This is a genomic window from Streptomyces sp. NPDC043861, from assembly GCF_056435905.1.
On record NZ_JBWKDP010000009.1, the window covers coordinates 245,384 to 271,096 of the forward strand.

A 25,713-nucleotide genomic window follows, 5' to 3' on the forward strand; every position below is an offset into this window, starting at 1 on the left:
CCATTACGTCCGCGGAGGAAAAAGACCGTGACCATGACCAGCACGGATGCCGCCACCGATGGCCACGAGGCAGCGGCACTCCTGGAGCGCACCCGGACCTTCGTCGATCCCCGGTTGCGGGACACGGTCGAGTCCCTGCCGGGATCCATACGCCGTGTCGCGATGTACCACTTCGGCTGGGAGCACGCCGACGGCACCCCGGCCGCCGACGGGGCGGGCAAGGCGATCCGGCCCGCTCTGGTGCTCGCCGCCGCACGGGCGCTCGGCGGAGACCCGCAGCAGGCCGTGCGGGCCGCGGCCGCGGTCGAGCTCGCGCACAACTTCACGCTGCTGCACGACGATGTGATCGACGAGGATGCGACCCGCAGGCACCGGCCCACGGCATGGACGGTGTTCGGCACTCCCGACGCCATCGTCGCGGGTGACGCCATGCTCGCCCTCGCGCTGCGGCTGCTCGCCGAGGACGATCACCCTGCGTCGGCCAGGGCGTCCGCCCGGCTCGCGGCGTGCATCATCGAACTGTGCGCCGGGCAGCAGGCGGACTGTGCTTTCGAGCAGCTCGACCCGCACGAGGTCTCGCTCGACGAATGCATCGCCATGGCGACCGCGAAGACCGGGGCGCTGCTGGGATGCGCCTGTGCCCTCGGTGCGCTCTATGCGGGGGCGGACGAGGAGGAGATCGCGGCTATGGACGCCTTCGGGCGGGAGGCGGGGCTGGCCTTCCAGCTCATCGACGATCTGATCGGGATCTGGGGCGACCCCGAGCGCACGGGCAAACCGGCCGGCGCCGATCTCGTCGCACACAAGAAGTCGCTCCCGGTCGTCGCGGCGCTGAGCTCGGGTACGGCGGCGGGCACGGAACTGGCCGGGCTGTACACGCGGCCGATGGACGCCGAGGACGTCCGCCGCGCAGCCGATGCCGTGGACCGTGCGGGCGGCCGCGACTGGGCGCAGCTGCAGGCGGCGGACCGGATGGCGCGGGCCGTCCAGCAGCTGTCCCGGGCCGTGCCGGATCTTGCGGCTGCGGGGGATCTGCTGTCCCTCGCGGAGTTCGTCACACGCCGCACTCGCTGAGCATCGCCGGGTGCGGTGGCCCGGTCCCCAACTCTAGGATCACAGCGACCAGTTGATGTTCCCAGAGAGGGGCCGGGCGTGGGCGTGCGGATACGGCAGGCGAGTGCGGGCGATCGCGGGACAGTGGTGCGGCTGCTCGACGAGGCGTTCATGCACGATCCGGTGAGCAGCTGGGTCTTTCCCGACGAGAACCACCGCCGCAAGGTGCACGGCGTCTTCATGGGGGTCTTCCTGGACCTCGTGCTGGCCGAGGGCCGGGTCGACATGACCGAGGACGGGACGGCTGCGGCGCTCTGGCTCCAGGTGCCGGCCGGGCCGCCCGAGGAGGAGGACGACACCCCCGCGCGGATGCGTGAGATCGCCGACCCGGAGAACGAGCGTGCGGAGCTCATCGGGCGGCTGACCGGTGCGGTCCATCCGCACGACAGGGCGCACGAGTTTCTGTTGCTCATAGCCGTCGCCCCGGACCGGCAGGGCGAGGGCCTCGGCACTGCACTGATCGCCCCCGTGCTGGAGCGCTGCGACCGTGACGGCGTTCCCGCCTATCTGGAGGCCAGCAGCGCACGCAGCAGCAGGCTGTACGAGCGGCTCGGTTTCGCCTTCACGGGACGTACCGTCGATCTGCCCGACGGCCCGCACATGTGGCCCATGTGGCGGGAGCCCGGGGCCGGCCGGAGTGTCGAGCCGGTGGGGGAGCCGCTCACTTCTCGGGGATGATCCGGGTGACGACTGTCTCGACCAGATCGTCGAGCTCCCGGTCCGCGAGCACCTCGGGCAGGGTGAAGTGCTCGAGCAGCAGGCCCGTCATGGCCAGATAGAGCGCGAGGAAGGCATCCGCGTCGCCCGGCAGACCGGAATCGAGGTGCAGGCGGCGGTTCGCGTCGAGCTCGGTGCGGATCGCCCGGTTGAGCTCGGCCTGCAGCGCCGGGCGGCGGGTGGCCTCCAGCCGCAGCTCCAGCATGGCGAGATAGCCGGTGCGCTCGGCTGCCATGCGCCGTACGAGCCAGCGCATCAGCTCGACGTACAGCGCACGCGTGGGGGCGGGCCGCATCGCTTCGTCGGCCTGGTCCGGATCAGGGGTCATGCGCACATGGATCCGGGCGCCCGCCTGGGTGAACAGGTCGTCGCGGCTCGCGAAGTAGTTGGAAGCCGTCCCCGTGGGCACGCCCGCCTGGCTGTCGACGGCACGAAACGTCAGGCCACGAGCTCCTTCGCGGGCGAGCACCTCAATGGCGGCGTCGACCAGGGCGATCCTGCGCTCCGGGTTTCTGGCCATCTCTCCGTGTACCTCCTCGGGATGCCTTCGGTGAAAGACCCTTGCGTAACCACTACGGATGGAGCACTATATTCGAAGTGGTTCGGCTCGGGGGAACGGGCTGAACCGGTTGACCCCTACAGAAACAGAGGACCGGTTTGCGCAAGCTCACCTACTTCATCGCCTGTTCCATCGACGGCTTCATCGGTGACCCCGACGGCGATGCCTCGTCCATGTTCGGTTTCGTGGGCGCGGAGTACCTGGAGTTCCTGAAGACCGAGTACCCGGAGACCATTCCGTTCCAGGGCCGTGAGGCCATGGGTATCCAGGACGCCGAGAACAAGCACTTCGACACGCTGATCCAGGGGCGGGGCAGTTACCAGCTGGCGCTGGACATAGGTGTCACCAGCCCTTACGCGCAACTGCGTGAGTACGTCCCTTCGCGCACTCTGGAGAAGTCCCCCGACCCCAATGTCGAGATCATCTCCGACGACCTCGTCGGCAGGGTCCGCGAGCTCAAGGCCGAGGACGGCGGGCTCGACATCTATCTCTGCGGCGGCTCGCAGATCGCGGGGGAGCTGCTCGACGAGATCGATGAGCTCGTGATCAAGACCTACCCGCAGGTGTACGGCGCCGGCATGCCCATGTTCGCCACCGGATTCGCTGTCACCGACTTCACGTTGGACTGGGTGCGGACCTTCGACAACGGCGTGGTCGTGCGGAAGTACAGCAGGAAGCGGTAGAGCGTGCCACGGGAGGGTCGGGTGCGCGGGGGTGCGGCCGGTGGTCGTGGGGACGCCGCTCGCCCGGGCACAGCGGCCCCGCTGTGGCCGTGAGGGCACGGGGGTGACGGCCGTGCAGCCGACGGTGCGGCCGGCCGTGCTGCCGTGCGCTGTTCGTCCCGGGCGCGCCGCCCTATCCTTGACGCATGGGCAGCGAAGGACGCCGGACCGTCCGCCGCCCGCAGGGTGAGTATGTGTGCCCGTCCTGCGGACAGCCTGTCGGTACCGCCATCAAACGGCGCAAGATCCTGGGGGCATTCGTCCCCGAATGGGTCCCCGGACCCTGTCACAACACCTCCTGTGCGCTCCACGCCGGGCCCCCCGGGGCGGAGGCGCCGGACGTCGCCACGGAGCGCTCCACCGGCACCGAAGGTGCGAACGGCGAGCCGGCCGAGGGCCCGGCACCGGGTTCCTCCGCCTAGCGGGGGCGCGTGATACGGCCGTTCGGGTGTTCGAGGCATTCGAAGGGGTGGCCGGATGTACGGCGGAGCCAGTCATACCGCTACAGTCCGCGCCATGTCATCGGAGTCGACGGAAGTCTGGACCGGCTGGTACCGGGACCGCCGGGGTACGGAAGCGATCGCGATCGCGGTTGCCGAGGGCGGGCGGGGAGTGCACACCCGTATCAGGGGAATTGAGTACGCGGGCCCGGATTTCGCGGCCCTGGGCGCGGCGGACACGGACGAGGCCCTTGCCGGCTGCGTAGTGGAATGGGACCTGCCGCTGTCCGTCGCCCTGGACGGGGCCGTGGAGCAGGCCACGCTCAGCTGTCTGCTGGCGCTCGGCGAGCGCGGGGCGGACGGCCGTCCGGACCGGGTCGACCTGAGTCTGACCCTGCACTTCGGCGGGGCGGCGTACGAGTCCGGGATCGCGGGCGGCGACTTCGACGAGGCGCTCGGGCGTATCCGGCGGCAGTTGCCGGCGGGAGCGGCCTTCGGGCGGAGGCTGCTGGAAAGGGCCTGAACGCAGGGCGCGCCGCTGCTCCGCCGCCGGTGCCGTGCCGGAGTTCGACGTGCCGGAGCGGTTCAAGCGGCGCCTGGCGCCCTGTGCGGCGCTCCGCCGGCAACCGCTGGGAGGTACCTGCACGCTGCGTCGTCGGAGTGCCCGGAGCGCTCCTTCGGAGTTGCGCCCGGGAGGTCCCCGACGAGGGTGACCTCGCCCGGCCCCCCGACCGGCCGTACGAACCGGCCTGCGGGATTCGCGGCGGACCGTCGGGACACCGCACGGGCGGCTCCGCCCTCCGGCTGCTTGACGGGCGGCGGCTCCGGCAGCGGCAGCCGGAGGTGGCCGTCCTCGCGCCGGCGCCCCGCGTCCAGGTGCGGCTTCCTGGACGCGGGGCGCCATGAGGCGGGATCTCTGCGAGGGGTGGGCCTTTCGTTCGGATCGTGCCGGGCTCGTGTGCCCCGGCACGCACGCTCGCAGCGTTGTCGTCGGTCGCCCACGCTTCGCGTGGAATCCTTCCTCCGCCTTGCGATCGCACGCACCGGACCCCGCTCACCGATCCAGCCCGACCCACACGAGAGACCCTAGGAGACCTTCGCGAGGGCGGCGGCGAGGCCGTTGGCCCAGAGCTGGTTGACGCGGGCGCGCTCGGCCGCGTTCGGAATGGCGTTCTGGCAGGACGTGCCCGGGCCGCCGCCCGACATCAGCTCGCTGCACGGGCCGGAGTAGTGGTCGGGCAGCCCCAGTACATGGCCGGTCTCGTGCGCGGTGACGCGGGTGGAGTTGTACTGCTGGTTCTGCCGGTAGTCGAGGAAGATGTACCCGCGGCCGTGACCGTCGGTGCTGGCGTAGGAGCCGCGCGGGTCGTTGCCCTCGTAGTACCGGAAGTCGGGGTTGCTGCCCTCCTGCAGCCGCACATTGGAGACGGAGCCGTTCCAGATCTGCGTGCTGCGCGATATCTGGGATCGGAAACTCGGGGCGCTGCTCGCGCTGTAGATCACGGTGACGGCCCGGGCGCCCGGGTTCTTGGCGCGCTTCTCGGCGACCGACCTGACGACGGCGTCGAAGAAGGCCCTGGTCGCCCTGGCGTCCTCCGAGGAACCTTCGTACGCGACGGCGGACGCGCCATTGCCGGTGGGGACGGCAGTGGTCGCGGTGGCGGGGGTGGCGGCGGTCAGCGCGGCTGCGAGACCGAGACCGAGGGCGGCGCAGGATAACGCCTTGGGATGTCTCATGGGGGGTTCTCCTCGTCCGAGTGGGGATCGGTAGGGGAGAGTTTCGGGGAGCTCCGGTCGGCTGGGGATGATGTCAACTGGCGATAGCGCGATGGCATCACGCCATCGATCGCCCCCAAGTGCCGTGAAAATCAAGGAAATTGCTGCGACTCAGGTGTCTGGTGTGACGGTGGGTGCCGTCCTACGCTCAAGCCATGGAGCTGGAGGTGAGGCACCTGCGCGTCCTGTGCGCGATCGCCGACACGGGCAGCCTGCACAAGGCAGCCCGACTGCTGGGAATGAGTCAGCCCTCGCTGACGACCCAGCTGCGGCGCATCGAGAACGCCCTCGGGGGAGAGCTGTTCTCGCGCGAACGCACCGGCTGCCGGCCCACCCCGCTCGGCCTCGCGGTGCTGAGCCGGGCGCGTCCGCTCGTCGCCGGAATGTCCGCGCTGGTCATGGAGGCCAGGGCGGCCGTCGCCCGGGCGGACGACTCCCGGCTGCGTATCGGTTCCACGGCCAGCCGGGCCCTCGCGGGCTGGCTACGGCGTCTGAGGCAACGGCTGCCGGAGGGCAGGGACCTCTCCCTCCATATGAACGTCTCGGCCAACGCCCTGCTGCGGATGGTCGCTGCCGGGCAGCTGGACGTGGCCTTCGTCCACGAGGTCGAGGGATGCCCCTTGCGGGTACCGGACGGGCTGGAACTGCGCGTCCTCGTCGAGCGCGAGCCCCAGTTCATCTCCATGGCCCGTGATCATCCGGCCGCGGCGGCGGCGGTGGTCGATCTGCGGGACCTCGCCGACGACCGCTGGATGGTCGATCCGACCGTCGACGGCGAGTGGGCCGGCCTGCGCCGCGTCCTGGCAGCGGCCGGTATCGACCCGCCCATCCTGCACGCGGACTACCACACGGCCGCCTCCCTCATCGTGGTCGGCGAGGCGGTCGCCCCCTGCCAGCCCACCTCGACCCCCCGCGAGGACATGGCCATCCGCCCACTGCGAGGCGACCCGCTGGCGGTGCGGCTGCTCCTCTGCCACCGTCGCGGAGCAGGCGCCGAGGAGTACGAACTCGTCCATCGCGATCTTGCCGCGGCCTACCGCGAGGCGGCCTTCCGCGCTGCGCCGTACCGCCAGTGGCTGCTGCGCAACAAGAGCCCGCTGCTTCAGACGCCCGCAGCGTGAGCCTTCCGCCGACGCGGCGTCAGCGGACCACGCGCCCGCGGAGGATGATCCGCGAAGGATGCGCCACAACGTCCGGATCGAGGGCCGGATCCGTCTCGTAGGCGACGAGATCGGCGGGCGCGCCGTCCGTCAGACCCGGCAGGCCCAGCCAGTCGCGGGCCGTCCACGACGCCGCGCCCAGTGCCGCCTCGGCGGGCACGCCGGCGCGCACCAGCCAGGCCGACTCCTCGGCGACCGTGCCGCACGGGAAGCTGTCGGTGCCGGCGAGGACGGTGACTCCGGCCTCGTGCGCCGAGCGGACGTTTGTGAGCATGCCCTCCCAGCCGGCGAGGAAGTCGTCCCGATGCGGACTGCGCTCGCGAGCGGAGAAGCTGCCCGCCTTCGCGCCGAAGACGGCGAGCGTCGGCACGAATGCCGTGCCCTGTGCGGCCATCCGGTCGAGCAGTCCCGGATCCAGGTGCATCCCGTGCTCCAGGCTGTCGGCCCCGGCGAGCACGGCGTTGCGCGCCCCCTCCGCCGTCTGGCAGTGCACGGCGACCCGGCCGCCCGCCGCATGCACGCCCGCCACGACCTCGGTCAGCAGATCCAGCGGTACGGCGGGTTCGTCCCACCGCCAGTCACCGACGACCTTGCACCAGCCGGACGACGCCGCTGCCTCCTCGACCGCCGCTGCCGCCAGTTCGTCCTCACGGACGTCGCGCCCGAACCCGGGGAAGAACCGCCCGGGTGTCGCCAGCCATCGTCCGGCCGACCGCACACGGGGCAGCTCCTCGTCACCGTCCACCCACTCCGGCATCCTCGCCGCGGTCCCGGGCGTGCGGACCAGCAGCACCCCGGCGTCCCTGTGCTGCAGCAGATGCTTGCGCAGCACGGAGTCGTCGAAGGGCACATCGGTCGTCTCCGTGCCGGGATGCGTGTGGACATCCACGAGCCCCGGCAGCAGAAAGCCGCCGTCCACGACGAGTTCGGCGTCGGCCCCCGGCGCCGGGTCGGCGCGCAGCCGGTCCCCGTCGATCCAGAACGTACGCTCCTCCCGCTCGGGCAGGACGACACCCCTCACTCGTAACATCTCATGCCTCCGGTTCGGGTTCCGGCCATGATGCACAACCGCACCCGGCCGTCACCGCCGCCATGTGTGCGGCGGAGGAACGCGGACCGGGTGCGGATGAGGGTGCTGCGGCGGAGCGGACGGCCTCAGGCCTTCTTTGTCTCCCAGAAGATGCGGTCGATCTCGGCGATGAGCTCCAGCGCCTTCTCACCCGTCTTCGGGTCGGTCGACGCCTTCGCCGCCGACAGCGCCTTCAGGGTCTCGTTGACCAGCTGGTGCAGCTCCGGGTACTTCTCGAAGTGCGGGGGCTTGAAGTAGTCGCTCCACAGCACCGACACATGGTGCTTGGCGAGCTCCGCGCGCTGCTCCTTGATGACCGTGGCGCGGGCCTGGAAGTGCGGGTCGTCGTTGGCGGCCATCTTCTCCTGGACGGCCTTGACCGACTCGGCCTCGATACGGGCCTGGGCCGGGTCGTACACGCCGCAGGGGAGGTCGCAGTGCGCGCTGACCTTCACCTTGGGGGCAAACAGGCGGGAGAGCATTGAGCTGTCCTTCCTCGTGATCGTCTTCTCAGGTGGGACATTACTCCGTGAGAGGCGTGATTTCGCGAGTGCCCCCTGGGGCTTAGGTCAAAAGTCCAGGGTGGGTACGGGACCGTCGGCTGAACGTACCGTGGGAGCGGAGCGGGAGCGGGCGGTGGCACCGGGAGGTGGACCATGACGGAGCTGGGACGGGAGCCCGCGGCACCCTTCGGGATCGCGGAGGTGACGGGACCCTCCATGCATCCGACGCTGGCGCACGGGGACCAGCTGCTCGTGCACTATGCGGCCGTGCTCAGGCCGGGGGACGTGGCCGTGCTGCGGCATCCGCTGCAGCAGGACCTGCTGATCGTGAAGCGGCTCGCCGAGCGGCGCGAGGGCGGCTGGTGGGTGCTGGGGGACAACCCGCACGCGGAGGGGGACAGCCGGGTGTTCGGCACGGTGCCCGACGAGCTGCTCCTGGGACGCGTACGGGCCCGGTACCGGCCGCGCGGGGAGGATCAGCGGTCGCTGCGCTCCGTCGTGGTCTGGCTGGTCTCCGCGGTGCGGCCGGTGCTGTCGGACCGGTCGGTCCGGTCCGTCTCCAAGCGTTTGCGGGCCCGGTAGGCGGCGACGTTCGCCCGCGTCGCGCAGCGGTCCGAGCAGTAGCGGCGGGAGCGGTTGGTGGAGGTGTCCAGGTACGCGTTGCGGCAGGGCGCGGCCTGGCAGAGGCCGAGCCGGTCGACGCCGAACTCGGTGAGATGGAAGGCGAGCCCCATCGCGGCGATCGCCGCGTAGCCGGCCGTCGCATTGGAGGGATGGTCGGCGAGGTGCATGTGCCAGCGAGGCCGTCCCTCGTCGTCGAGATGGTCGTGGCCGGAGATCTGCGGACTCACCGGGAATTCCAGCAGCAGCGAGTTGAGCAGGTCGACGGCCTGGGTCTGGTCGCCCGAGTCGGCCGCGCCGAACACTGCGCGGAGCCGGGCCCGTACCGAGCGGAATCGCGTCACGTCCGCGTCCGTCGCGCGGCGGGCGGCCTGGCCGGATGCCCCGAAGAGCTCGCGGACCGCCTCGACCGAGGTGAGTACGTCCTTGTTGCGAGCAGGCTCCTCGGTGTTGACCAGATGCACGGCGTAATCCGAGTAAGAGGCCAGTTCCACTTGTAGTCCTTACGGAGTGGGGTCTACTGTCGGCGGGGATCAGGTAAGAGATGCTCTGAGTTCGAGGGTATTACGGAGTGGAGGAAGTTCCATGACGGAGACTGCCGCGACGGGCACGGACTGGGCGGCCTGGCAGGAGAGCTGGGACCGCCAGCAGGAGTGGTACATGCCCGATCGCGAGGAGCGCTTCCGGGTGATGCTCGACATGGTCGAGGCCGTCGTCGGCCCCCAGCCGAGGGTCCTGGACCTCGCGTGCGGTACGGGAAGTATCACGGACCGGCTGCTCAGGCGGTTCCCGAAGGCCGTCAGTGTCGGGGTGGATCTCGACCCGGCGCTGCTCTCCATCGCCGAGGGGTACTTCGCGGGCGACGAACGCGTCACCTTCGTGACCGCCGACCTCACCGACCCGGACTGGACCGCGGCCCTGCCGCACGACTCGTACGATGCCGTGCTCACGGCCACCGCCCTGCACTGGATCCGCACCGGGCCGCTCGCCACCCTCTACGGCCGGATCGCCGGCCTCGTCGCGGACGGCGGCGTCTTCATGAACGCCGACCACATGAGGGACGAGTCCACCCCCCGTATCAACGCCGCCGAGCGCGCCCACCGCCATGCCGCGATGGACCGGGCCAGGGCGGCCGGAGTGCTCGACTGGGCCGACTGGTGGGCGCTGGCCGCCGAGGACCCCGTACTGGCCGGCCCGACCGCGCGCCGCTTCGAGATCTACGGCGAGCACGCCGAAGGCGACACCCCCTCGCTGGAGTGGCATGCCCGCACACTGCGTGTGGCCGGGTTCGCCGAGGCCCGAGCGGTCTGGGCGTCGCCGTCCGACTCGCTCGTGCTCGCCGTCAAGTAGCCCTGCCGTGCCGCCGCCGCCCCCGAGCGGTCCGCGGCGGTACGGCGAAGGGCGGGTACGGGCACATCACACGCCCGTACCCGCCCTTGTGTCCGCCTGCTACAGCACCTTCGACAGGAACGCCTTGGTGCGGTCGTGCTGCGGGTTGGTCAGCACGTCGCGCGGGTTGCCGGACTCGACCACGACGCCGCCGTCCATGAAGACGAGGGAGTCGCCGACCTCGCGGGCGAAGCCCATCTCGTGGGTGACCACGACCATGGTCATGCCCTCCTCGGCGAGGCCACGCATGACGTCGAGGACGTCGCCGACCAGCTCCGGGTCCAGGGCGGACGTGGGCTCGTCGAAGAGCATCAGCTTCGGCTCCATCGCCAGCGCACGGGCGATGGCGACGCGCTGCTGCTGGCCGCCGGAGAGCTGCGAGGGGTAGTTGTTGGCCTTGTCGCCCAGCCCGACCCGGTCCAGCAGGCGGGCGGCCCGCTCGCGGGCCACCGACTTGGTCTCGCCCTTGACCTGGACCGGAGCTTCCATGACGTTCTCGAGGGCGGTCATGTGCGGGAACAGGTTGAAGCGCTGGAAGACCATGCCGATGTCACGGCGCTGGAGGGCGACCTCGCTGTCCTTGAGCTCGTAGAGCTTGTCGCCCTTCTGGCGGTAGCCGACGAGCTGGCCGTCGACGGAGAGCCGGCCGGCGTTGATCTTCTCCAGGTGGTTGATGCACCGCAGGAAGGTGGACTTGCCGGAGCCGGAGGGACCGATGAGGCAGAACACCTCACGCGGGGCGACCTCCAGGTCGATGCCCTTGAGGATGTGGGCTGCGCCGTAGGACTTGTGTACGCCCTCGGCCTTCACCATGGCGGTCATGTCACACCCCCCTGGGGCTGGGAAGGAAGCGGAGGTTCGTCTTGACGCGCTGCCACGGAGTGGGTGGCAGCTGGCGCAGCGACCCGCGGGCGTAGTACCGCTCGACGTAGTACTGGCCGACGCTGAAGACGCTGGTCAGGGCCAGGTACCAGATCGACGCGACGATCAGCATCTCCATGATGGCGAAGGAGGTGGAGCCGATGTTCGTCGCCGCCCGGAGCAGATCGGTGTACTGAACCGCCGATACCAGGGAGGAGGTCTTGAGCAGGTTGATGAACTCGTTGCCGGTCGGCGGCACGATCACCCGCATCGCCTGGGGCAGCACGACCCTGCGCATGGTCTTGCCCGTGGGCATGCCCAGGGCGTGCGACGCCTCGGTCTGCCCCTCGTCGACCGACTGGATGCCGGCCCGGACGATCTCGGCCATGTAGGCGCCCTCGTTCAGCCCCAGTCCCAGCAGGGCCACGAGGAACGGGGTCATGACGTCGACCATCTCGTCCTTGTAGAACCCGATGTTCAGGATGGGGAAGATCAGCGCCAGGTTGAACCACAGCAGCAGCTGCACATACACCGGGGTGCCGCGGAAGAACCAGATGTACAGCCAGGCCACCGCGCCGGTGACCGGGTTCTTCGAGAGCCGCATGACGGCGAAGACGATGCCCAGCACGAGGCCGATCAGCATCGACAGAACGCTGATCAGGATCGTGTTGAGCGCACCCGCGATGATGCGGTCGTCGAACAGGTAGTCGCCGATGGTGGCCCAGCGGATGTCGCCCTGCGAGAACGCGAAGCCGAGCCAGCCCAGCAGCGCCAGCACGATCACGCCGGAGACCCAGCGCCCGTAGTGCCGCACCGGGATCGCCTTGATCTGCTCGGGGTGAGCGGCGACGGCGTCTTCCTTGCTCACCGACGAGCCCGTTGGGGGCTCGTCGGCGGGCGTCTTGTCGAACTTGTCAGTCACAGTGACTGCCCTTCAGTGGAACGCTTGAGGCGAGGTACGCCAGGACTTACTTACCGGCGTTGATCGTGGCCTCGGTGACGGCGCTGTTCTTGACGTCCCACTTTTCCAGGACCTTGGCGTACTCGCCGTTCTTGATGATCGCGTCCAGGGCTTCCTTCAGCGCGTCACGCAGCTCGGCGTTGTCCTTGTCCACGGCGATACCGAACGGACCGGCGTCGGTCTGGCCGCCGGCGACCTCGAAGTCGTTGCCGCCGCCCGCGGTCTTCGCGATGTGCGCGGCGACCGGGTAGTCGTTGAGGTCGGCCACGGCGCCACCGGACTTCACACGGGTCTGGGCCTCGGCGTCGGTGTCGAACGCCTCGATGGTGAGCTTGCCCTTGCCGTCCTTCTCGCACTTGGCGGCCTGGGCCTTGAACGTGTCCGCGTAGATGGTGCCGCGCTGGACGGCGACCTTCTTGCCGCACAGGTCGTCGAGCGAGGTGATCTTCTGCGGGTTGCCCTTCTTGACCAGCAGCGAGACACCGGAGGTGAAGTAGTCGACGAAGTCGACGCCCTCGCCGGTCTTCTTGCCCTTGTCGTCCAGGCCCTCCTGGCGGGCCTTGGTGTCGCTCATGGCGGACATGACGACGTCCTGGCGGCCGGTGTTCAGCGACGAGATCAGGCCGTCGAAGGTGCCGCTGGTGAACTCGAACTTGACGCCGAGCTCCTTGCCGAGCGCGGCGGCGATGTCGGGGTCGATACCGACGATCTTGCCGCCCTCCTCGTACTCCATCGGGGCGTAGGCGGCGTCCGTGCCGACCTTGATGACTCCGGCGGACTGGTACTTCTTCGGCAGCTTGTCGAACAGCGGGGCGCTGCTGCCGGCCGCGCTCTCCTTTGCAGTGCCCGAACCCGAGTTCGTCTGGTCACCGCACGCGGTGAGCATCAGCGAGCCGGCGACCGCGATCGCGCCGACCGCGGCGATCCGGGACCTGGCGGCGGTCGTGCGACGGGTGGTGCTTGCGGTCATGATCGTGGTCCTCCGGCATGTGAAGGGAATTGCCAGGCGGGATGCGTACTCACCTTCGAGTGTCGCCATCCCGTGTGTTTCCGGCATCTTGCCATTCGGATCAGCCCATTCAGCGTCCTCCGCATGTCAAAATCGGATAACGGGTGACCCCCCGAACTGACACAGGCCGGTACATCCGGCCACCACAGGCCGCATCATCTGCGGTTTTTCCCTCTGTCGGCCGGAAAATCTTCAGGTCCCGTCTCGACGCGTGGATGCGATTCATGGCGGGTTTCACCCACTGGTCCCGACTCGTCACGACCTGCGTATGAGTCGCGTCACCGACCGCTCACTGCGCGAATAATGGACTCGTCGGCGGTGGCATCGTCCGGTAAGAAGGATCCTTACACCCCTCATCCGGGGCTCGGGGCGCGTTGTGCGGCGCGCCCGCGCGTACGTACCTCCCCCTGGCGGGTGGGCCAACCCGCCCAAGGCCAGGGAACGGACGCGGTGCCCGCCCACCCCTCCTCAACCAGGAGTGGCCACCCTCAAACGATGAAGACTTAAGGGGTCAACCAGAAATGGCAGCCGAGATCGTCAATCCCCACAGCGAGAGCGGTACGGAAGCGGAGGGCGCCGCCGGAGAGTCCGGCGAACCCTTCGATCCTGCCTTCGCCCTGCACCGCGGCGGCAAAATGGCAGTTCAGGCCACGGTGCCGATCCGGGACAAGGACGACCTGTCCCTCGCGTACACCCCCGGCGTCGCCAAGGTGTGCACCGCCATCGCCGAGCAGCCCGAGCTCGTCCACGACTACACCTGGAAGTCGCAGGTCGTCGCCGTCGTCACGGACGGTACGGCCGTACTCGGTCTCGGTGACATCGGACCCGAGGCCTCGCTTCCGGTGATGGAGGGCAAGGCGATCCTGTTCAAGCAGTTCGGCGGCGTGGACGCGGTGCCGATCGCGCTTGCGACCACGGACACGGACGAGATCGTGGAGACCGTCGTGCGGCTCGCCCCGTCGTTCGGTGGGGTGAACCTGGAGGACATCTCGGCGCCGCGGTGCTTCGAGATCGAGCGCAAGCTGCAGGAGCGGCTCGACATCCCGGTCTTCCACGACGACCAGCACGGCACGGCGGTCGTGACGCTGGCCGCCCTGCGGAACGCGGCGAAGCTGACCGGGCGGGGTCTGGGCGACCTGCGCGCGGTCATCTCGGGAGCCGGCGCAGCCGGTGTCGCCATTGCGAAGTTCCTGCTCGAGGCGGGCCTCGGGGATGTCGCGGTCGCCGACCGCAAGGGCATCGTCAGCCGTGACCGTGAAGACCTCACTCCGGTCAAGCGGGAGCTCGCGGAGATCACGAACCGCGCCGGTCTGTCCGGGTCGCTCGAGACCGCGCTGGCGGGTGCGGACGTCTTCATCGGTGTGTCCGGCGGTACGGTGCCGGAGTCCGCGGTCGCCTCGATGGCGCCGGGTGCCTTCGTCTTCGCCATGGCCAACCCGAACCCGGAGGTCCACCCGGACGTGGCGCACAAGTACGCCGCCGTCGTGGCCACGGGCCGGAGCGACTACCCGAACCAGATCAACAATGTCCTCGCCTTCCCGGGCATCTTCGCGGGCGCACTGCAGGTGCGGGCGTCCCGGATCACGGAGGGCATGAAGATCGCGGCGGCGAACGCACTGGCGGACGTGGTGGGCGATGCGCTCGCCGCGGACTATGTGATTCCGTCGCCGTTCGACGAGCGGGTCGCCCCCGCGGTGACCGCGGCCGTCGCCGCCGCCGCCCGCGCGGAGGGCGTCGCCCGCCGCTGACGCCTCCGGCGGATCCGTGCTGTGGACGGGCCGTGCCGGGCACCCTTCGGGGTCCCCGGCACGGCCCGTCGCCGTCGGGGGCGGGGTCCAGGCGCTGGCAAGAGGGTGTGTGTCACACCGGTGTGCGGTTCCCGCCGTGCACCGGCCGGCCCTAAGGTCAAGGTCATGTTCGCTGCCTACGCCGCCCGCATCGACCGTGACCAGCCGCTGACCGGCCTCGAGCTGGGCGAACGCCCGGCGCCCGAGGTGCCTACGGGCTGGACGACCGTGAACGTCAGGGCCGCGTCCCTCAACCACCACGACCTGTGGTCGCTGCGGGGCGTCGGCCTCTCCGAGGACAGGCTTCCGATGATTCTCGGCTGCGATGCCGCAGGTATCGACGCGGACGGGAACGAGGTGGTGATCCACTCGGTGATCGGGCAGACCGGCCACGGTGTCGGTCCGCACGAGCCGCGCTCGATCCTCACCGAGCGCTACCAGGGCACCTTCGCCGAGCAGGTCGCCGTGCCCGCCTGGAACGTCCTGCCCAAGCCGAAGGAACTGTCCTTCGAAGAGGCCGCCTGTCTGCCCACCGCGTGGCTGACGGCCTATCGCATGCTCTTCACCAACGCGGGCGTACGGCCCGGCGACTCGGTACTCGTCCAGGGCGCGGGCGGTGGCGTCGCCACCGCCGCGATCGTGCTCGGCAAGGCGGCCGGTCTGCGCGTCTACGCCACCAGCCGCGACGAGGCCAAGCGCAAGCGGGCCGTCGAGCTGGGAGCGGTCGACGCCTTCGAGCCGGGCGCGCGCCTGCCGCAGCGCGTGGATGCCGTCATCGAGACGGTCGGCGCGGCCACCTGGTCGCATTCGGTCAAGTCGCTGCGGCCCGGCGGCACCCTGGTGATCTCGGGGGCGACCAGCGGTGACCGTCCCTCGCACGCGGAGCTGACCCGGATCTTCTTCCTCGAACTGAAGGTCGTCGGCTCCACCATGGGCTCCAAGGACGAGCTCGAGGACCTGCTCTCCTTCTGCGCGGCCACCGGTGTGCGTCCGGTGATCGACGAGGTGCTGCCACTGGACCGGGCACGGGAGGGCTTCGAGAAGATGGCCTCCGGCGAGCTCTTCGGAAAGATTGTCCTGACCGGTTCTTGATGCGTCGTCAGATGTCCTGATGGGATCTCCGGCACTGCCGATCGCGCCGTGCCGGAGGTTGCCATGCACCGCCTGCTTGCCGTTGCCGTCTGCTCAGCCGTCCTCTGCGCGGGGACGCCCGCGCACGCCGACACCGGTCCTTCGGGCATTCCCCGGCTGACCGACGACCGGGGCCGGGTCGTCACCCTGCGCGGCTGGAACGTCGAGGACAAGACCCATCGGGGCGAACAGGCCCTGTCCGCGGTCACCGAGCGGCACTTCAGGGACCTGCGCGCCCACGGTTTCGGCTTCGCCCGGCTGCTGGTCTTCTGGGACGACCTGGAGCCGGTGCGCGGCCGGTACAGCGAGAGCTATCTGCGCAAGATCGAGCGCGTGCTGAACTGGGCGGCCGCGTACGACATCCAGGTCCTCATCGACGCGCACCAGGATGTCTTCGGGCCCGCTTTCGGGCATCGCGGAATCCCGGAATGGGCGACCCGGACGGACGGGCTGCCGTTCACCCCGCATCCGGACGACTGGTTCGCCGAGTACTTCGAGCCTGCTGTCCAGCGGGCCTTCACCCATCTGTACGAGGATCCCGATCTCCAACGGGCCCAGGCGCGTATGTGGCGTGTGCTGGCAGACCGCTTCGAGGACCATCCGGCCGTTCTCGGCTACGACCTGATCAATGAGCCCATGGGGGAGATGGCCGAGGGCGAGGACCTCCCGTCCGCGGCCAGGCGGATCGAACGCGAGCAGCTCACCGCGATGTACAACCGGCTTGCAGACGCGGTGCGTTCGGTCGACCCGGACAGCTGGCTCTTCGTGGAGCCGACCCCGATCGTCGGCGAGGGTGTCCCGACCGGCCTCGGAAAGATCAAGGATCCCAAGGTCGTCTACTCCCCGCACTTCTACAACGCCGCGATGGAGGCGGGCAGGGACTACGATCCCGCGGCCGGGTGGATCGAGTCCTACGAGGCCGCCGTCACCGCGTATCCACGGAAGTACCGGGTCCCCGTGGTCGTGGGGGAGTGGGGCCCGCTCAACAACTCCCTGCCGAACATGAGCCGCTTCTACCGCGATGCGCTGGCCTCCCTCGGACGCTACAGCTCGGGGTGGGCGGGCTATGTGTGGTGCTACGGCGGCGGCTACTGCGCGGTGGACGGCGACGGCCGCTTCCGCACGAACAAGGAGCAGACGTCGGCGCCCTACGCGTCGGCGGTCGCCGGTGCGGTGCGGACGGACGCGTGGGATCCGGTGGCCGGGGTGTACCGGCTGTCGTACGAGGCTGCCCGCCGGGGCTCGCGCGTCACCGAACTCTCGCTGCCCCCGAGTCCGACCGGCTGGCGCATCACCGTGAAGAGCAGCGGGCCCCGGCCCCGAGCCTGGAGCGACACCCCCGCGGTCGCACCCTCCCGCCATGGCCTCGTCCGCATCCGAGCCGTGCCGGGTGCCGATGTGGAGGTGTCCGTGACCCGGGGCCGGCGGACAGGGGCGGTTCCGGCCGCGGGCCCTCGGACTGCGCGGCCGGAACCGTGGATGTGCGGTGCGCTCGGCCCGTGCGCAGGTGCACCGCCACGGTCCGGCTGACCGGGACGGGCTGGTCGTCGTCAGGGTCCGTGGCCGGTGCCCGCGCCTCGGCCTCGGCCTCCACCTCGACCTCGACGGAACGGTGTGTCCCCGCCCGGGACCGCGGTCGCCGTCCATGCAGCCGGCGTGCAGGGTGCGCAAGCCACGGAGGTGGTGAACGAGCCCCGGACGAGCGGGCGCTTCTTCCCCCGGGCGATGTCACCCGGCACGCCGCGGGCGGGGGTGCCGGACTCGCAGCGCTGCTCGGAGGCGGCGCACAAGTCACCGCCGGATCACCAGTCCCGACTTTCGTCCCTGCTCGACCCGTCGGTCTCCGAGCTTCAGTGCGGCAACTGATCCTGACTGTAGGGGAGTCGGGCGACGGCGACATCCGCTTGTCAACTTTGGTTGACGCCATCCGGCTGTCAATGTAGGTTGACGGACATGACGGAAGCAACCGATCTCGCCGAGCGGGCGGGCGACCGCGACCCGCGGGTCGGACTGCGAGCGGTCGCCGCCCTGCGGCGACTGCTGGAGCAGCTCGAGGCCGTCCAGGTCAGAAGCGCCCGCAATCAGGGCTGGTCGTGGCAGGAGATCGCGGCCGAGCTGGGTGTCAGCAGGCAGGCCGTGCACAAGAAGTACGGGAGGCAGTGATGTTCGAACGGTTCACACGAGGCGCCCGTTCGGTGGTGACGGGAGCGGTCGCCCATGCGGAACGGACGGGCTCGGGAGCGATCACCGAGGAGCACATTCTGCTCGCGCTGATGGACCAGAAGGACACGAAGGCGTCGTCCGCCTTCCGGGCGCTCGGAGTTTCGGACCGGCGGGCATCGCTGGAGTCGGCGCTGGCGGACGCAAGACGGCGGGGCGGACTGTCCAAGGCGGACACGGAGGCACTCGCGGGTCTCGGCATCGATGTCGCGGAGATCGTCGCGCGGGTCGAGGAGACCCATGGCGCGGGCGCACTGGCGGGCAGCCGCAAGGAGAAGGGCCGGTGGTCGGGGCGCCGCCCGTTCACCCGCGAGGCGAAGGACACGCTGGAGCAGTCGCTGCGCATCGCGGTGGGGCGCCGCGATCGGTCGATCGGCGACGAACACATCCTGCTGGCCCTGGCGGCGCGGCCCGGGTGCGTTGCGGAGGTGCTGGCGGACCACGGGGCGACGTACACCACGCTGGAGCGGGCGATGTTTCCTCCGGCTTGATCGTTCGGAGAGCTGCCCGTGCAGTTGTCCCCACACCCACGGCGACCCCGGCTCTCGGCACGGCCATCGGGTGCCCGCCGCCGCAGCCGTCGGACCCGGCGAAACCGCCGGCTTCGCGCACCGTCGGATGTCCCGCACCGGCCCGGCGGCCACTCCGGGCGCCGCGGTGCCGGTCGACCGGAACCGCCCCGGCCGGGACTCGACCAGGGCGGGGCCGTCAGCGGCCGCCGCGGAGCAGGGCGACGATATGGGCCGCCGCGGTCGAGAGGTGGCGCCGGGCCTCCGCGAGTTGGGGCGCCGTCACACCGTGGTCGCGGGCCGCGTCGCGGACGTCGTCGCGGAACCGGTCCAGGAGACGCTCCAGGTCGCGCACCGGATCGCCGGTGTCCGCCGCGTCCTTCGCCCAGTCCGGGTCCACGTCCGCCGGCTCGGGCTTGATGTACGGCGGCCAGGTCGTGCCCTTCGCCATCCTTCCCAGCTGCGAGGTGAGTTCGGAGAGCCCTTCCCGGACACCCGTGGGCCAGTCGCCCCGCGCGAAATGCCCCTGCACCTGGTCCTGGACCTGCCGGGCGATGCGCTGGACCTCCTCATGGGCCCGGTCCTGTGCCTCCTTGGCCTGGCGGCGTGCGGCCTGTGCGTCCTCCCGGGCCCGCCGCGACTCGTCCTTGGCCCGCCGCGCCTGCTCCTTCCACTCCTGCCTGGCCCGCCGCATCTCCTCCTTGGCCGCGCGCCAGGTCTCGTTCTCGTCGGCACCCGCACCGCCGCGCCGGTTCTCGGTCGCCGCCGCCCGCATCTCGCTGCGCAGCTTCCCCGCGGCGCCCCGCACGTCGTCCCGGATCTCCGCGGCGAGTTCGGACACGGACTCGCGGATCTCCAGCTCCAGGTCGGCCAGTTCCGCGCTGCGCCCGGCGAGTTCCCTGCGTCCGGCGTCGGTGATCGAGTAGACCTTGCGGCCGCCTTCGGAGGTGTGCGTGACGAGCCCCTCGGCCTCCAGCTTGGCCAGCCGCGGGTACACGGTACCGGCGGAAGGCGCGTAGAGCCCCTGGAAGCGCTCCTCCAGCAGGCGGATCACCTCGTAACCGTGGCGCGGTGCCTCGTCGAGGAGCTTCAGCAGATAGAGGCGGAGCCGGCCGTGGGCGAAGACGGGTGGCATGTCAGAGCACCTTTCCGGTGGGTGCGTCGTACGGCGCGTCGCCGGGCCTGCCCGGCGGGGGCGCCTCGTCGCCCGGCTCCTCCTCCGAGGGGGGACGCCGCAGCAGTGCGATCGCCCCGGACAACGTGGTTGCCCGCAGGGTGCCGTTGCCCGTGCCGAGTGTCCCGGTGATGCTCTTGGTGCCCCACTGGCCGTCGACCCGCAGCTCCTCGAAGGCGTTGGACACCGACCCGCTCGTGGTGTTCGCCTCGACGTGGGCGTCGGCCGGGTGCGGCAGCCGGATCGCGACGTCACCGGAGACGCTGGTCACCCGGACGTCCGTGGGTGTCCCGTCGAGGTCTATCACCATGTCACCGCTCACCGATTCCGCCTGCACGGAGGAGCCGGCCGCGTCAATCACGGTCAGGTCGCCGGACACGGAGTTGAAGCGCAGATCGCCGGTCACCGCCTGAGCCTCGAGGCTGCCCGAGACGGTCTCGGCGCGGACGGTCCCGGACAGCCCGACGAGCGTGGTGTCGCCGGTGACGCCGCGTACGGTCGTGCGGCCGCGGATGCCGGACACGACGGCCCCGGCGCCCACGACGGACACCTCCACGGACGCTCCGGACGGCACGGCCACGGACACGACGGCGCGGCGGGGCCAGCGCTTGCGGTCGAGCAGCTTGAGGAAGCCCTTGCGGGACAGGTCCTCGTACGCGACCGAGAGCGTGGATCCGTTGCGCGTCACGATCAGGGGCGGGCCCTCGATCTCGGTGACCTCCAGGCGGGCGGAGTCCTCGTCGGTTCCGACGACGTTCACCGTTCCGTTGACGATGCCGACTTCGAGGGTCGTCACCGGTTCGTCGAACGCGAGCTTCCGGGGCTCACCGACTGTCCATGTCGGCTCTGGCATGTGCTGACCTCCCTGACGGCCCGGACGCAACATATCGCGTCTTCCGATCGATACGATATATCGCGAGCCCGGGAAGTCAAGGGTGGCATGGGTAATGCACATCAAGCGGGAGGAATTGCCCTAGCGTATGGGCCATGGACGCGACATCGGAGGGTGCTCTGCTCCTCTGCCGGGCCGAGCCGGCCGCCGTGCGGTCCCCGGCCCGGCTCCTGCGCGAGCGGTTTCTCGTCGCACCGGCCGGACGTGACTGGAGTGTGCTCGTCCCCGAGAGCAGGCCCTGGCACACCGCGGAACCGGTGGACCGCGTACTCACCGGCTGGGCCACCGCCCTCACGGTCGGCGCCGACGGGCCCGTCCTGGCCCTGTGGTGGGACGCCGAACGGGCCGGCTACACGCTGGCGTCCGGCTTCCGCCGCCCGGTCGGCTACATCTGGCTCGCGGACGGCACCCCGGCGGGCGAGGACGAGGCGATGCGTTCGTTCGCGTCCCGTCTCGGTCTCGACCCCGTTCTGGACGTGCAGGCCCTGGACCCCCTCACCCGCCCCGACCCCGACGCGGACGCCCGCGTCCGCCTCGTCGGCCTCGTCGCGGTCCTGACACGCACCGGCCTCGACCTGCCGGCGGGCCTCGCTCCAGGTGAGTCCGCTGACCGGCTCCACGCGGCTGCGCAGGTCCTGCCCGATGCCGCGTCCGTCGGCCGGCACGGACGGGGGGATTCGGCCGGCGACGGCTCCGACGTCCCCGGCCCGGCCCCCGCCGTGGCGGCCGGTCCTGCGGATCTGCACGGCCGCGGCGCGGCGGCGCGCGCGCTCTCCGTCGTCCAGCTGGCGGCCGGCCTTCCCCTCACGCTGTGGGGTCTCACCCGGCGGAGCCCCGGCTGGGCCGTCGCAGGTGCGATCCTGCTGGCCCACGGAGCCGTCGGCCTGGCCCGCGACCGCCTGCGCGCCCGCCCGGGAGCGGACTGACGGTGCAGGGCAGCGGGAGACCTACTCCTCGTCGTCCTCGTCGTCGAGCCGCGCCAGCCAGGTGGCGAGCCGCTCGACGGGGACCTCGAAGTCCGGGTTGAGATCGACGAACGTACGCAGCTGCTCGGCGAGCCACTCGAACGTGACTTCCTCCTCGCCGCGCCGCTTCTCCAGTTCCTCGATGCCACGGTCGGTGAAGTACATGGGAAACAGCCTAATGTGCCTCGCCGGGAGCCCCGGTCCGGACCGGCGGACGACCCCCGGCCGTCCTTCCCGATGATCCCCGCATCGCCGGCGTACCCGGGTTAATCTGCGGGGAGTTGGGGGAACGGGGGATGCCATGGGGGACAACGAGGCTCGTATCACGCACATCGTGCTGCCGGACGGCACACCGGTCTGGGCCCGGATCTCCGGGGCCGAGGAGCTGGAGCGCCCGCTCCCGCCCGCGTCCGGAGGGCTTTCGTACAGCGACACCGGCTTCGCCGAACAGGTGCAGGCCAGGGTCGAGAGTCTGCAGGGGGTCGTGACCGGTGTCGCGCGCTCGCTCGCCGAGCCGCTGCGCGCCGTGCGGCCGGACGAGGTCAGCGTGGAGTTCGGAATCGAGCTCACCGCCAAGGCGGGCAAGGTCGTGGGACTGCTCGCGGACGGTGAGGCCAAGGGCGCCATCAAGATCACTCTGACCTGGCACGGCGGGGGGCCGCCCGTCGACGCACCGCCCGCGGCCGCGCAGACCACCGCCCCGGTCGTCCCGCCGATGCCGGCCTGGTCCCCCGCCCCGGGAGGCCGGGCGGTCCCCGGCGCACCGGCGCACCCGGGCGGCGCCACCCCGCCCGACGGCGGCGGATCATGAACGAGGGGCGGGACGGGGGCGCAGGGGGCGTTCCGGAGAGGACGCGCCGTGCGCTCATGAACCTCGTGATGGCCGCGACCGTACGTATCCATGCGGCGGGGCCGGGGCATGCTCCTGGCGGATCCGGCGGGGGCTTCCTCGGAAGCGGGTTCTTCGTCGCCCCCAGCTGGGTCCTCACATGCGCACACGTCGCCGTGCAGGGGGAGGGGCGCGAGGTGGACATCGTCTTCGAGACCGCCCCCGGCCGCGGCGAGACCTCGGTGCGGGGCGCCGTCGTCGCGACGCTGCCCGAGAGCGGCCACTGTCCACCCGGAACCCTGCGGGACCGGCACGACCCGTACGCCGCGCGCGACTCGTCCGTCCTGCGGGCCGGCGACTGGCCCGCCCCCGACCTCGCGCTCGTCCAGCTGCTGCGGCCGGTCGAGCACGCGTGTGTGTACGTCACCGAGCGGCCCGGCGCCCTCTTCGCCGGCGGCAATGTCATGTACGCGGGGTGGACCGTCGCGGACGGAAGGCCGAAGCGGCTCACCGGGCGGTGCGAGGTGATGGGCACCTTCGGCGGCTGGGCCGATGCCGACGAGCAGATCAGGCTCGACGGGGACTGGCTGGTCCCGGGCGTCTCCGGAGGGCCTGCCGTCGATCTGGCGCGCGGCGAGGTCGTCGGCGTGCTCAAGTCGCGCCTCGACAGCGCCCAGGGCGGCACCTCGATCGGGGTGGAGCGGCTCCGTTCGCTGCCCGTGCCCCCAGCAGCCGTCACGGCCGAGACGGACGACACCTACCAGGCCGTGTTCCACGCCCACGACCGCTACCACGCGGACCGGCACACCAGTCCCGTCGGCACGGACCGGACCTGGGCGGACGTGCAGAGCGAACTGCGCGTCACCGGGTCCCCGACGCGCGCGCTCAGCCCGCAGCAGCGCGTCGACCTCCTGGGACGCCTGGCCGAATTCCCGCCACCGGTCAGCACCCACAGCCTGCTCGGGCTCCTGTCCGGGCTCCCCGGCAGCGGGGCGGGCGACCACGGACCCGCCCCGCGCAGCTGGCGTGACGGCCTGGGCTCGCTGTACGAGGCCACGAGCGGAGACGCTGCGCTGGAACTGATCCTGCGTTACTGCATGAACGTCATCAGGGCCGAGCGGCCCTATGCCGCGCCGTCCGCCCTGACCGCCGAGAAGACCCTCTGGGAGTGGGTGAAGAGGGTTGCCGACGACCGGCTCTCCCGTGAGTTCCGGCATGCGCTCGCCCTCGAGTGGCAGAACCACCGTGCGGACCACGAGCACCACCGCAGCCCCGGCCCCGGCGCTGATCGCGCCCGGCCGGCCGAACGCCCCTTCGTCCTGCTGGAATTGGAGCCGCGCGGCTGGGAGCGGGACCGTTACGACTGGCGGATCGGCGTCGCCCGCCGCAGCGGAGACGTCCTGCCCGTCGCGGAGGACAGTCACGGCACCGCCCTCGACGCCCTTCCGGCCAGGATCGCCGCTCCGCTCACCGAGGCGTTCCGCAGGTGCGACGAGCCGGACAGCCCTGCCGTGCTGCAGGTCGCCATGGTGGGGGCACTGCTCGGGCTGGACGTCGACAACTGGCGTGTACCGCCGGACGGGCAGTCGCTCGGGGCCGTGCGCCCCGTGGTCGTCCGCTGCTCCGACCTCGATCCACCGGCGGAGGACGACGCGGCGGACGAGCGGCTGGCGCGCTGGAACCGCACGACGAGCGCCGTGATGCGCGCTGCCGTCGTCGACTGCGAGGACGGATTGCGGGTACCCGTTCCCGAAGTGGCGGAACTGCGCGCGCTGGCCCATGAAACGGTGCCGGTGCTCTGCCGGTACGGAACCCCGCCCGACCCGCGGTCCGCCGCGGGGCTGCTGCGGGTCCTCGAGGGTGGCTTCAGCGTCGCTCTGTGGCGCCGGGGTACCGACAGTTCCGACGGTGTCTGCTCGGAGTTCCACCGGCGGGCGGCTGACACGCTCATGGAGGCGGGCACCGCCGACCGGCTGCCGTGGAAGGTGCATGAGCTGAGACGGGGGGTGCTCGCGGGCCGTGCGGAGACGTACTGGTCGGACGGGGTTGCGCTGTTCTACGACGACCCGCACCATCCGCTGCCGGGCGCGGGCCAGTTGCTGGAGGCGCCGTGAGCGGCGGCCGGGACGGTCCGGACGCTTCTCCCCTTACGGCCCGTACAACGGATCGCTACCGTGAAGCACGATCGGCCGCTGCCCCCGCCGACGAGTGACGCCGACAACGCGAGTGACGCCAGTGACGCGAGCGACGACGAGGAACACGCAATGAGCGAACCCAGCGAGTGGCTCATCTACCGAGGCGCGGGCGAACCTCACGAGGGCATCGAGCAACTGCCGCCACCGCCGCCCTGGCGGGATTTCGCGAGCCGGCACGCGGCTGCCGACGGGGCCGACGGCGGGCCGGGCGAGGACGGCTCCGCCGACCGTCGCCTCGGCGGCTACCGCCACGAGGCGGAACTGCACCGGCCGGGCGCGGAAGAGCTGGAAATGATCAACGCGGCGCTCTATCTGCGGCGCCCTCTGCTGGTCACCGGCAGCCCCGGCGCAGGCAAGAGCACGCTCGCCCACTCCGTGGCCCATGAGCTGGGGCTCGGCCGGGTGCTGCGCTGGCCCGTCGTCAGCCGCACCACCCTGCAGGACGGCCTCTACCGCTACGACGCGATCGCCCGGCTGCAGGACGTGCAGATCGCCGCGCACAGCGCGGAGGCACCGGGACAGGGCCCCACCGACGACATCGGCAGCTACATCCGGCTGGGGCCGCTGGGCACCGCGCTGCTGCCGTCGGAGCGCCCCCGGGTGCTGCTCATCGACGAGCTCGACAAGAGCGACATCGATCTGCCGAACGACCTTCTCAATGTGCTGGAGGAGGGCGAGTTCGAGATCCCCGAGCTGGAACGGATCGCCGACCGGCTGCCCGGCGGCGAGGCCCGGGTCCTCACTCACGACGGCACCAAGGCGACGGTGAAGGGCGGCCGGGTGCAGTGCCGCGCCTTCCCCTTCGTCGTCCTCACGAGCAACGGGGAGCGCGACTTCCCCGCCCCTCTGATGCGCCGCTGCATCCATCTGGAGCTCGGCCGTCCCGACCACCAGCGCCTTGCCACCTTCGTACGCGCCCATCTCGGCGACGAGGCGGCACGCTCCGGCGAGGATCTCATCGCCCATTTCCTGGAGCGGTCGCGCACTGAACTCCTGGCCACCGACCAGCTGTTGAATGCGATCTACCTCACCGACACCGCCGCGGCCGCCGGCCGGGACCGCCTCGCCGAACTGCTCATCCAGCGACTCGACCGGCCGAGGTGATGTAGGG

At 70.9% G+C, this 25,713-nt stretch carries 28 protein-coding genes; 17 read left to right on the top strand and 11 right to left on the bottom strand.

The genetic code is table 11. From position 1 onward, the window contains the following. Positions 1-33 precede the first annotated feature (33 nt). Entirely contained in the window at positions 34-1,074 is a 1,041-nt protein-coding gene (locus AC068D_RS22015) for a family 2 encapsulin nanocompartment cargo protein polyprenyl transferase (protein ID WP_478824808.1), read from the top strand. Positions 1,075-1,152: 78 nt separating this feature from the next. Continuing rightward, positions 1,153-1,791 carry a GNAT family N-acetyltransferase gene (locus AC068D_RS22020; protein WP_478824717.1) on the top strand — a complete coding sequence of 213 codons (639 nt, stop codon included), beginning with the start codon at positions 1,153-1,155 and terminating at the stop codon, positions 1,789-1,791. Here AC068D_RS22020 and AC068D_RS22025 read toward each other — a convergent pair. Beyond that, positions 1,775-2,350 (bottom strand): TetR/AcrR family transcriptional regulator, encoded by a 576-nt coding sequence (locus AC068D_RS22025; protein WP_478824718.1) that lies wholly within the window; start codon positions 2,348-2,350, stop codon positions 1,775-1,777. The two genes, AC068D_RS22020 and AC068D_RS22025, sit on opposite strands and share 17 nt — an antisense overlap. Before the next feature lie 137 nt (positions 2,351-2,487). Here AC068D_RS22025 and AC068D_RS22030 point away from each other — a divergent pair, with 137 nt between their 5' ends. The 3 genes from AC068D_RS22030 to AC068D_RS22040 all read left to right on the top strand — a co-directional run bounded on the left by AC068D_RS22030 (position 2,488) and on the right by AC068D_RS22040 (position 4,074). Next, a complete protein-coding gene (locus AC068D_RS22030) occupies positions 2,488-3,072 on the top strand; it encodes a dihydrofolate reductase family protein (protein WP_478824719.1) in 585 nt (194 codons plus the stop codon). A 185-nt stretch (positions 3,073-3,257) separates the two neighbouring features. Then, entirely contained in the window at positions 3,258-3,533 is a 276-nt protein-coding gene (locus AC068D_RS22035; RefSeq protein WP_478824720.1) for a hypothetical protein, read from the top strand. A 94-nt stretch (positions 3,534-3,627) separates the two neighbouring features. Further along, positions 3,628-4,074, top strand: coding sequence for a DUF6304 family protein (locus tag AC068D_RS22040; RefSeq protein WP_478824721.1), 447 nt, complete (start codon positions 3,628-3,630; stop codon positions 4,072-4,074). Positions 4,075-4,637: 563 nt separating this feature from the next. On the opposite strand, the gene snpA is transcribed toward AC068D_RS22040, so the two are convergent. Further along, positions 4,638-5,288 carry a snapalysin gene (snpA, locus tag AC068D_RS22045; protein ID WP_478824722.1) on the bottom strand — a complete coding sequence of 217 codons (651 nt, stop codon included), beginning with the start codon at positions 5,286-5,288 and terminating at the stop codon, positions 4,638-4,640. A gap of 194 nt (positions 5,289-5,482) precedes the next feature. Between snpA and AC068D_RS22050 the strand changes: the two genes are divergently transcribed. After that, entirely contained in the window at positions 5,483-6,448 is a 966-nt protein-coding gene (locus AC068D_RS22050; RefSeq protein WP_478824723.1) for a LysR family transcriptional regulator, read from the top strand. Positions 6,449-6,467: 19 nt separating this feature from the next. Here the strand turns inward: AC068D_RS22050 and AC068D_RS22055 are convergent, their stop codons facing one another. Both AC068D_RS22055 and sodN read right to left on the bottom strand, forming a co-directional pair. Beyond that, positions 6,468-7,517, bottom strand: coding sequence for an amidohydrolase family protein (locus AC068D_RS22055; protein WP_478824724.1), 1,050 nt, complete (start codon positions 7,515-7,517; stop codon positions 6,468-6,470). Positions 7,518-7,642: 125 nt separating this feature from the next. Then, positions 7,643-8,038, bottom strand: coding sequence for a superoxide dismutase, Ni (gene sodN, locus AC068D_RS22060; RefSeq protein ID WP_093652587.1), 396 nt, complete (start codon positions 8,036-8,038; stop codon positions 7,643-7,645). Positions 8,039-8,212: 174 nt separating this feature from the next. On the opposite strand from sodN, the gene sodX reads away from it, so the two are divergent. After that, positions 8,213-8,641 (top strand): nickel-type superoxide dismutase maturation protease, encoded by a 429-nt coding sequence (sodX, locus tag AC068D_RS22065; protein WP_478824725.1) that lies wholly within the window; start codon positions 8,213-8,215, stop codon positions 8,639-8,641. Here sodX and AC068D_RS22070 read toward each other — a convergent pair. Continuing rightward, positions 8,536-9,174 (bottom strand): CGNR zinc finger domain-containing protein, encoded by a 639-nt coding sequence (locus AC068D_RS22070; protein WP_478824726.1) that lies wholly within the window; start codon positions 9,172-9,174, stop codon positions 8,536-8,538. The genes sodX and AC068D_RS22070 overlap by 106 nt on opposite strands. A gap of 91 nt (positions 9,175-9,265) precedes the next feature. On the opposite strand from AC068D_RS22070, the gene AC068D_RS22075 reads away from it, so the two are divergent. After that, complete coding sequence (locus AC068D_RS22075; RefSeq protein ID WP_478824727.1) at positions 9,266-10,030, top strand: class I SAM-dependent methyltransferase; 765 nt, start codon at positions 9,266-9,268, stop codon at positions 10,028-10,030. Between the two features lie 99 nt (positions 10,031-10,129). Here the strand turns inward: AC068D_RS22075 and AC068D_RS22080 are convergent, their stop codons facing one another. The 3 genes from AC068D_RS22080 to AC068D_RS22090 are packed head-to-tail and all read right to left on the bottom strand — an operon-like array spanning position 10,130 to position 12,861. Further along, on the bottom strand, positions 10,130-10,891 hold the full coding sequence (locus AC068D_RS22080) for an amino acid ABC transporter ATP-binding protein (RefSeq protein ID WP_478824728.1): 762 nt from the start codon (positions 10,889-10,891) through the stop codon (positions 10,130-10,132). A 1-nt stretch (position 10,892) separates the two neighbouring features. Next, the gene (locus AC068D_RS22085) at positions 10,893-11,852 is read right to left on the bottom strand and encodes an amino acid ABC transporter permease (RefSeq protein ID WP_478824729.1); all 960 of its coding nucleotides are present in this window, start codon (positions 11,850-11,852) and stop codon (positions 10,893-10,895) included. Positions 11,853-11,898: 46 nt separating this feature from the next. Further along, positions 11,899-12,861 (bottom strand): ABC transporter substrate-binding protein, encoded by a 963-nt coding sequence (locus tag AC068D_RS22090; protein WP_478824730.1) that lies wholly within the window; start codon positions 12,859-12,861, stop codon positions 11,899-11,901. A gap of 560 nt (positions 12,862-13,421) precedes the next feature. On the opposite strand from AC068D_RS22090, the gene AC068D_RS22095 reads away from it, so the two are divergent. The 5 genes from AC068D_RS22095 (at position 13,422) to AC068D_RS22115 (ending at position 18,529) form a co-directional block, all read left to right on the top strand. Then, complete coding sequence (locus AC068D_RS22095; RefSeq protein WP_478824731.1) at positions 13,422-14,648, top strand: NAD(P)-dependent malic enzyme; 1,227 nt, start codon at positions 13,422-13,424, stop codon at positions 14,646-14,648. 165 nt (positions 14,649-14,813) lie between these two features. Next, positions 14,814-15,779 (top strand): zinc-binding dehydrogenase, encoded by a 966-nt coding sequence (locus AC068D_RS22100; RefSeq protein ID WP_478824732.1) that lies wholly within the window; start codon positions 14,814-14,816, stop codon positions 15,777-15,779. Between the two features lie 63 nt (positions 15,780-15,842). Beyond that, positions 15,843-17,348: a glycoside hydrolase family 5 protein gene (locus tag AC068D_RS22105; protein WP_478824733.1), complete on the top strand. Its 1,506-nt coding sequence runs from the start codon at positions 15,843-15,845 to the stop codon at positions 17,346-17,348. A gap of 423 nt (positions 17,349-17,771) precedes the next feature. Beyond that, entirely contained in the window at positions 17,772-17,981 is a 210-nt protein-coding gene (locus tag AC068D_RS22110; RefSeq protein WP_018571396.1) for a helix-turn-helix domain-containing protein, read from the top strand. Continuing rightward, positions 17,981-18,529 (top strand): Clp protease N-terminal domain-containing protein, encoded by a 549-nt coding sequence (locus AC068D_RS22115; RefSeq protein ID WP_478824734.1) that lies wholly within the window; start codon positions 17,981-17,983, stop codon positions 18,527-18,529. The genes AC068D_RS22110 and AC068D_RS22115 overlap by 1 nt, the downstream gene beginning before the upstream one ends. A gap of 217 nt (positions 18,530-18,746) precedes the next feature. On the opposite strand, the gene AC068D_RS22120 is transcribed toward AC068D_RS22115, so the two are convergent. Continuing rightward, the gene (locus tag AC068D_RS22120; protein WP_478824735.1) at positions 18,747-19,682 is read right to left on the bottom strand and encodes a PadR family transcriptional regulator; all 936 of its coding nucleotides are present in this window, start codon (positions 19,680-19,682) and stop codon (positions 18,747-18,749) included. Between the two features lies 1 nt (position 19,683). Further along, positions 19,684-20,574, bottom strand: coding sequence for a DUF4097 family beta strand repeat-containing protein (locus AC068D_RS22125; protein WP_478824736.1), 891 nt, complete (start codon positions 20,572-20,574; stop codon positions 19,684-19,686). A 134-nt stretch (positions 20,575-20,708) separates the two neighbouring features. Between AC068D_RS22125 and AC068D_RS22130 the strand changes: the two genes are divergently transcribed. Further along, positions 20,709-21,539, top strand: coding sequence for a hypothetical protein (locus tag AC068D_RS22130; RefSeq protein ID WP_478824737.1), 831 nt, complete (start codon positions 20,709-20,711; stop codon positions 21,537-21,539). A gap of 21 nt (positions 21,540-21,560) precedes the next feature. On the opposite strand, the gene AC068D_RS22135 is transcribed toward AC068D_RS22130, so the two are convergent. Further along, a complete protein-coding gene (locus AC068D_RS22135; protein WP_005312030.1) occupies positions 21,561-21,743 on the bottom strand; it encodes a DUF6104 family protein in 183 nt (60 codons plus the stop codon). 136 nt (positions 21,744-21,879) lie between these two features. Between AC068D_RS22135 and AC068D_RS22140 the strand changes: the two genes are divergently transcribed. The 3 genes from AC068D_RS22140 (at position 21,880) to AC068D_RS22150 (ending at position 25,706) form a co-directional block, all read left to right on the top strand. After that, positions 21,880-22,389, top strand: coding sequence for a CU044_2847 family protein (locus tag AC068D_RS22140; RefSeq protein ID WP_478824738.1), 510 nt, complete (start codon positions 21,880-21,882; stop codon positions 22,387-22,389). Positions 22,390-22,445: 56 nt separating this feature from the next. Then, positions 22,446-24,521 (top strand): VMAP-C domain-containing protein, encoded by a 2,076-nt coding sequence (locus AC068D_RS22145; protein ID WP_478824739.1) that lies wholly within the window; start codon positions 22,446-22,448, stop codon positions 24,519-24,521. A gap of 150 nt (positions 24,522-24,671) precedes the next feature. Then, positions 24,672-25,706 (top strand): AAA family ATPase, encoded by a 1,035-nt coding sequence (locus tag AC068D_RS22150; RefSeq protein ID WP_478824740.1) that lies wholly within the window; start codon positions 24,672-24,674, stop codon positions 25,704-25,706. The last annotated feature ends 7 nt before the right edge of the window (positions 25,707-25,713 follow it).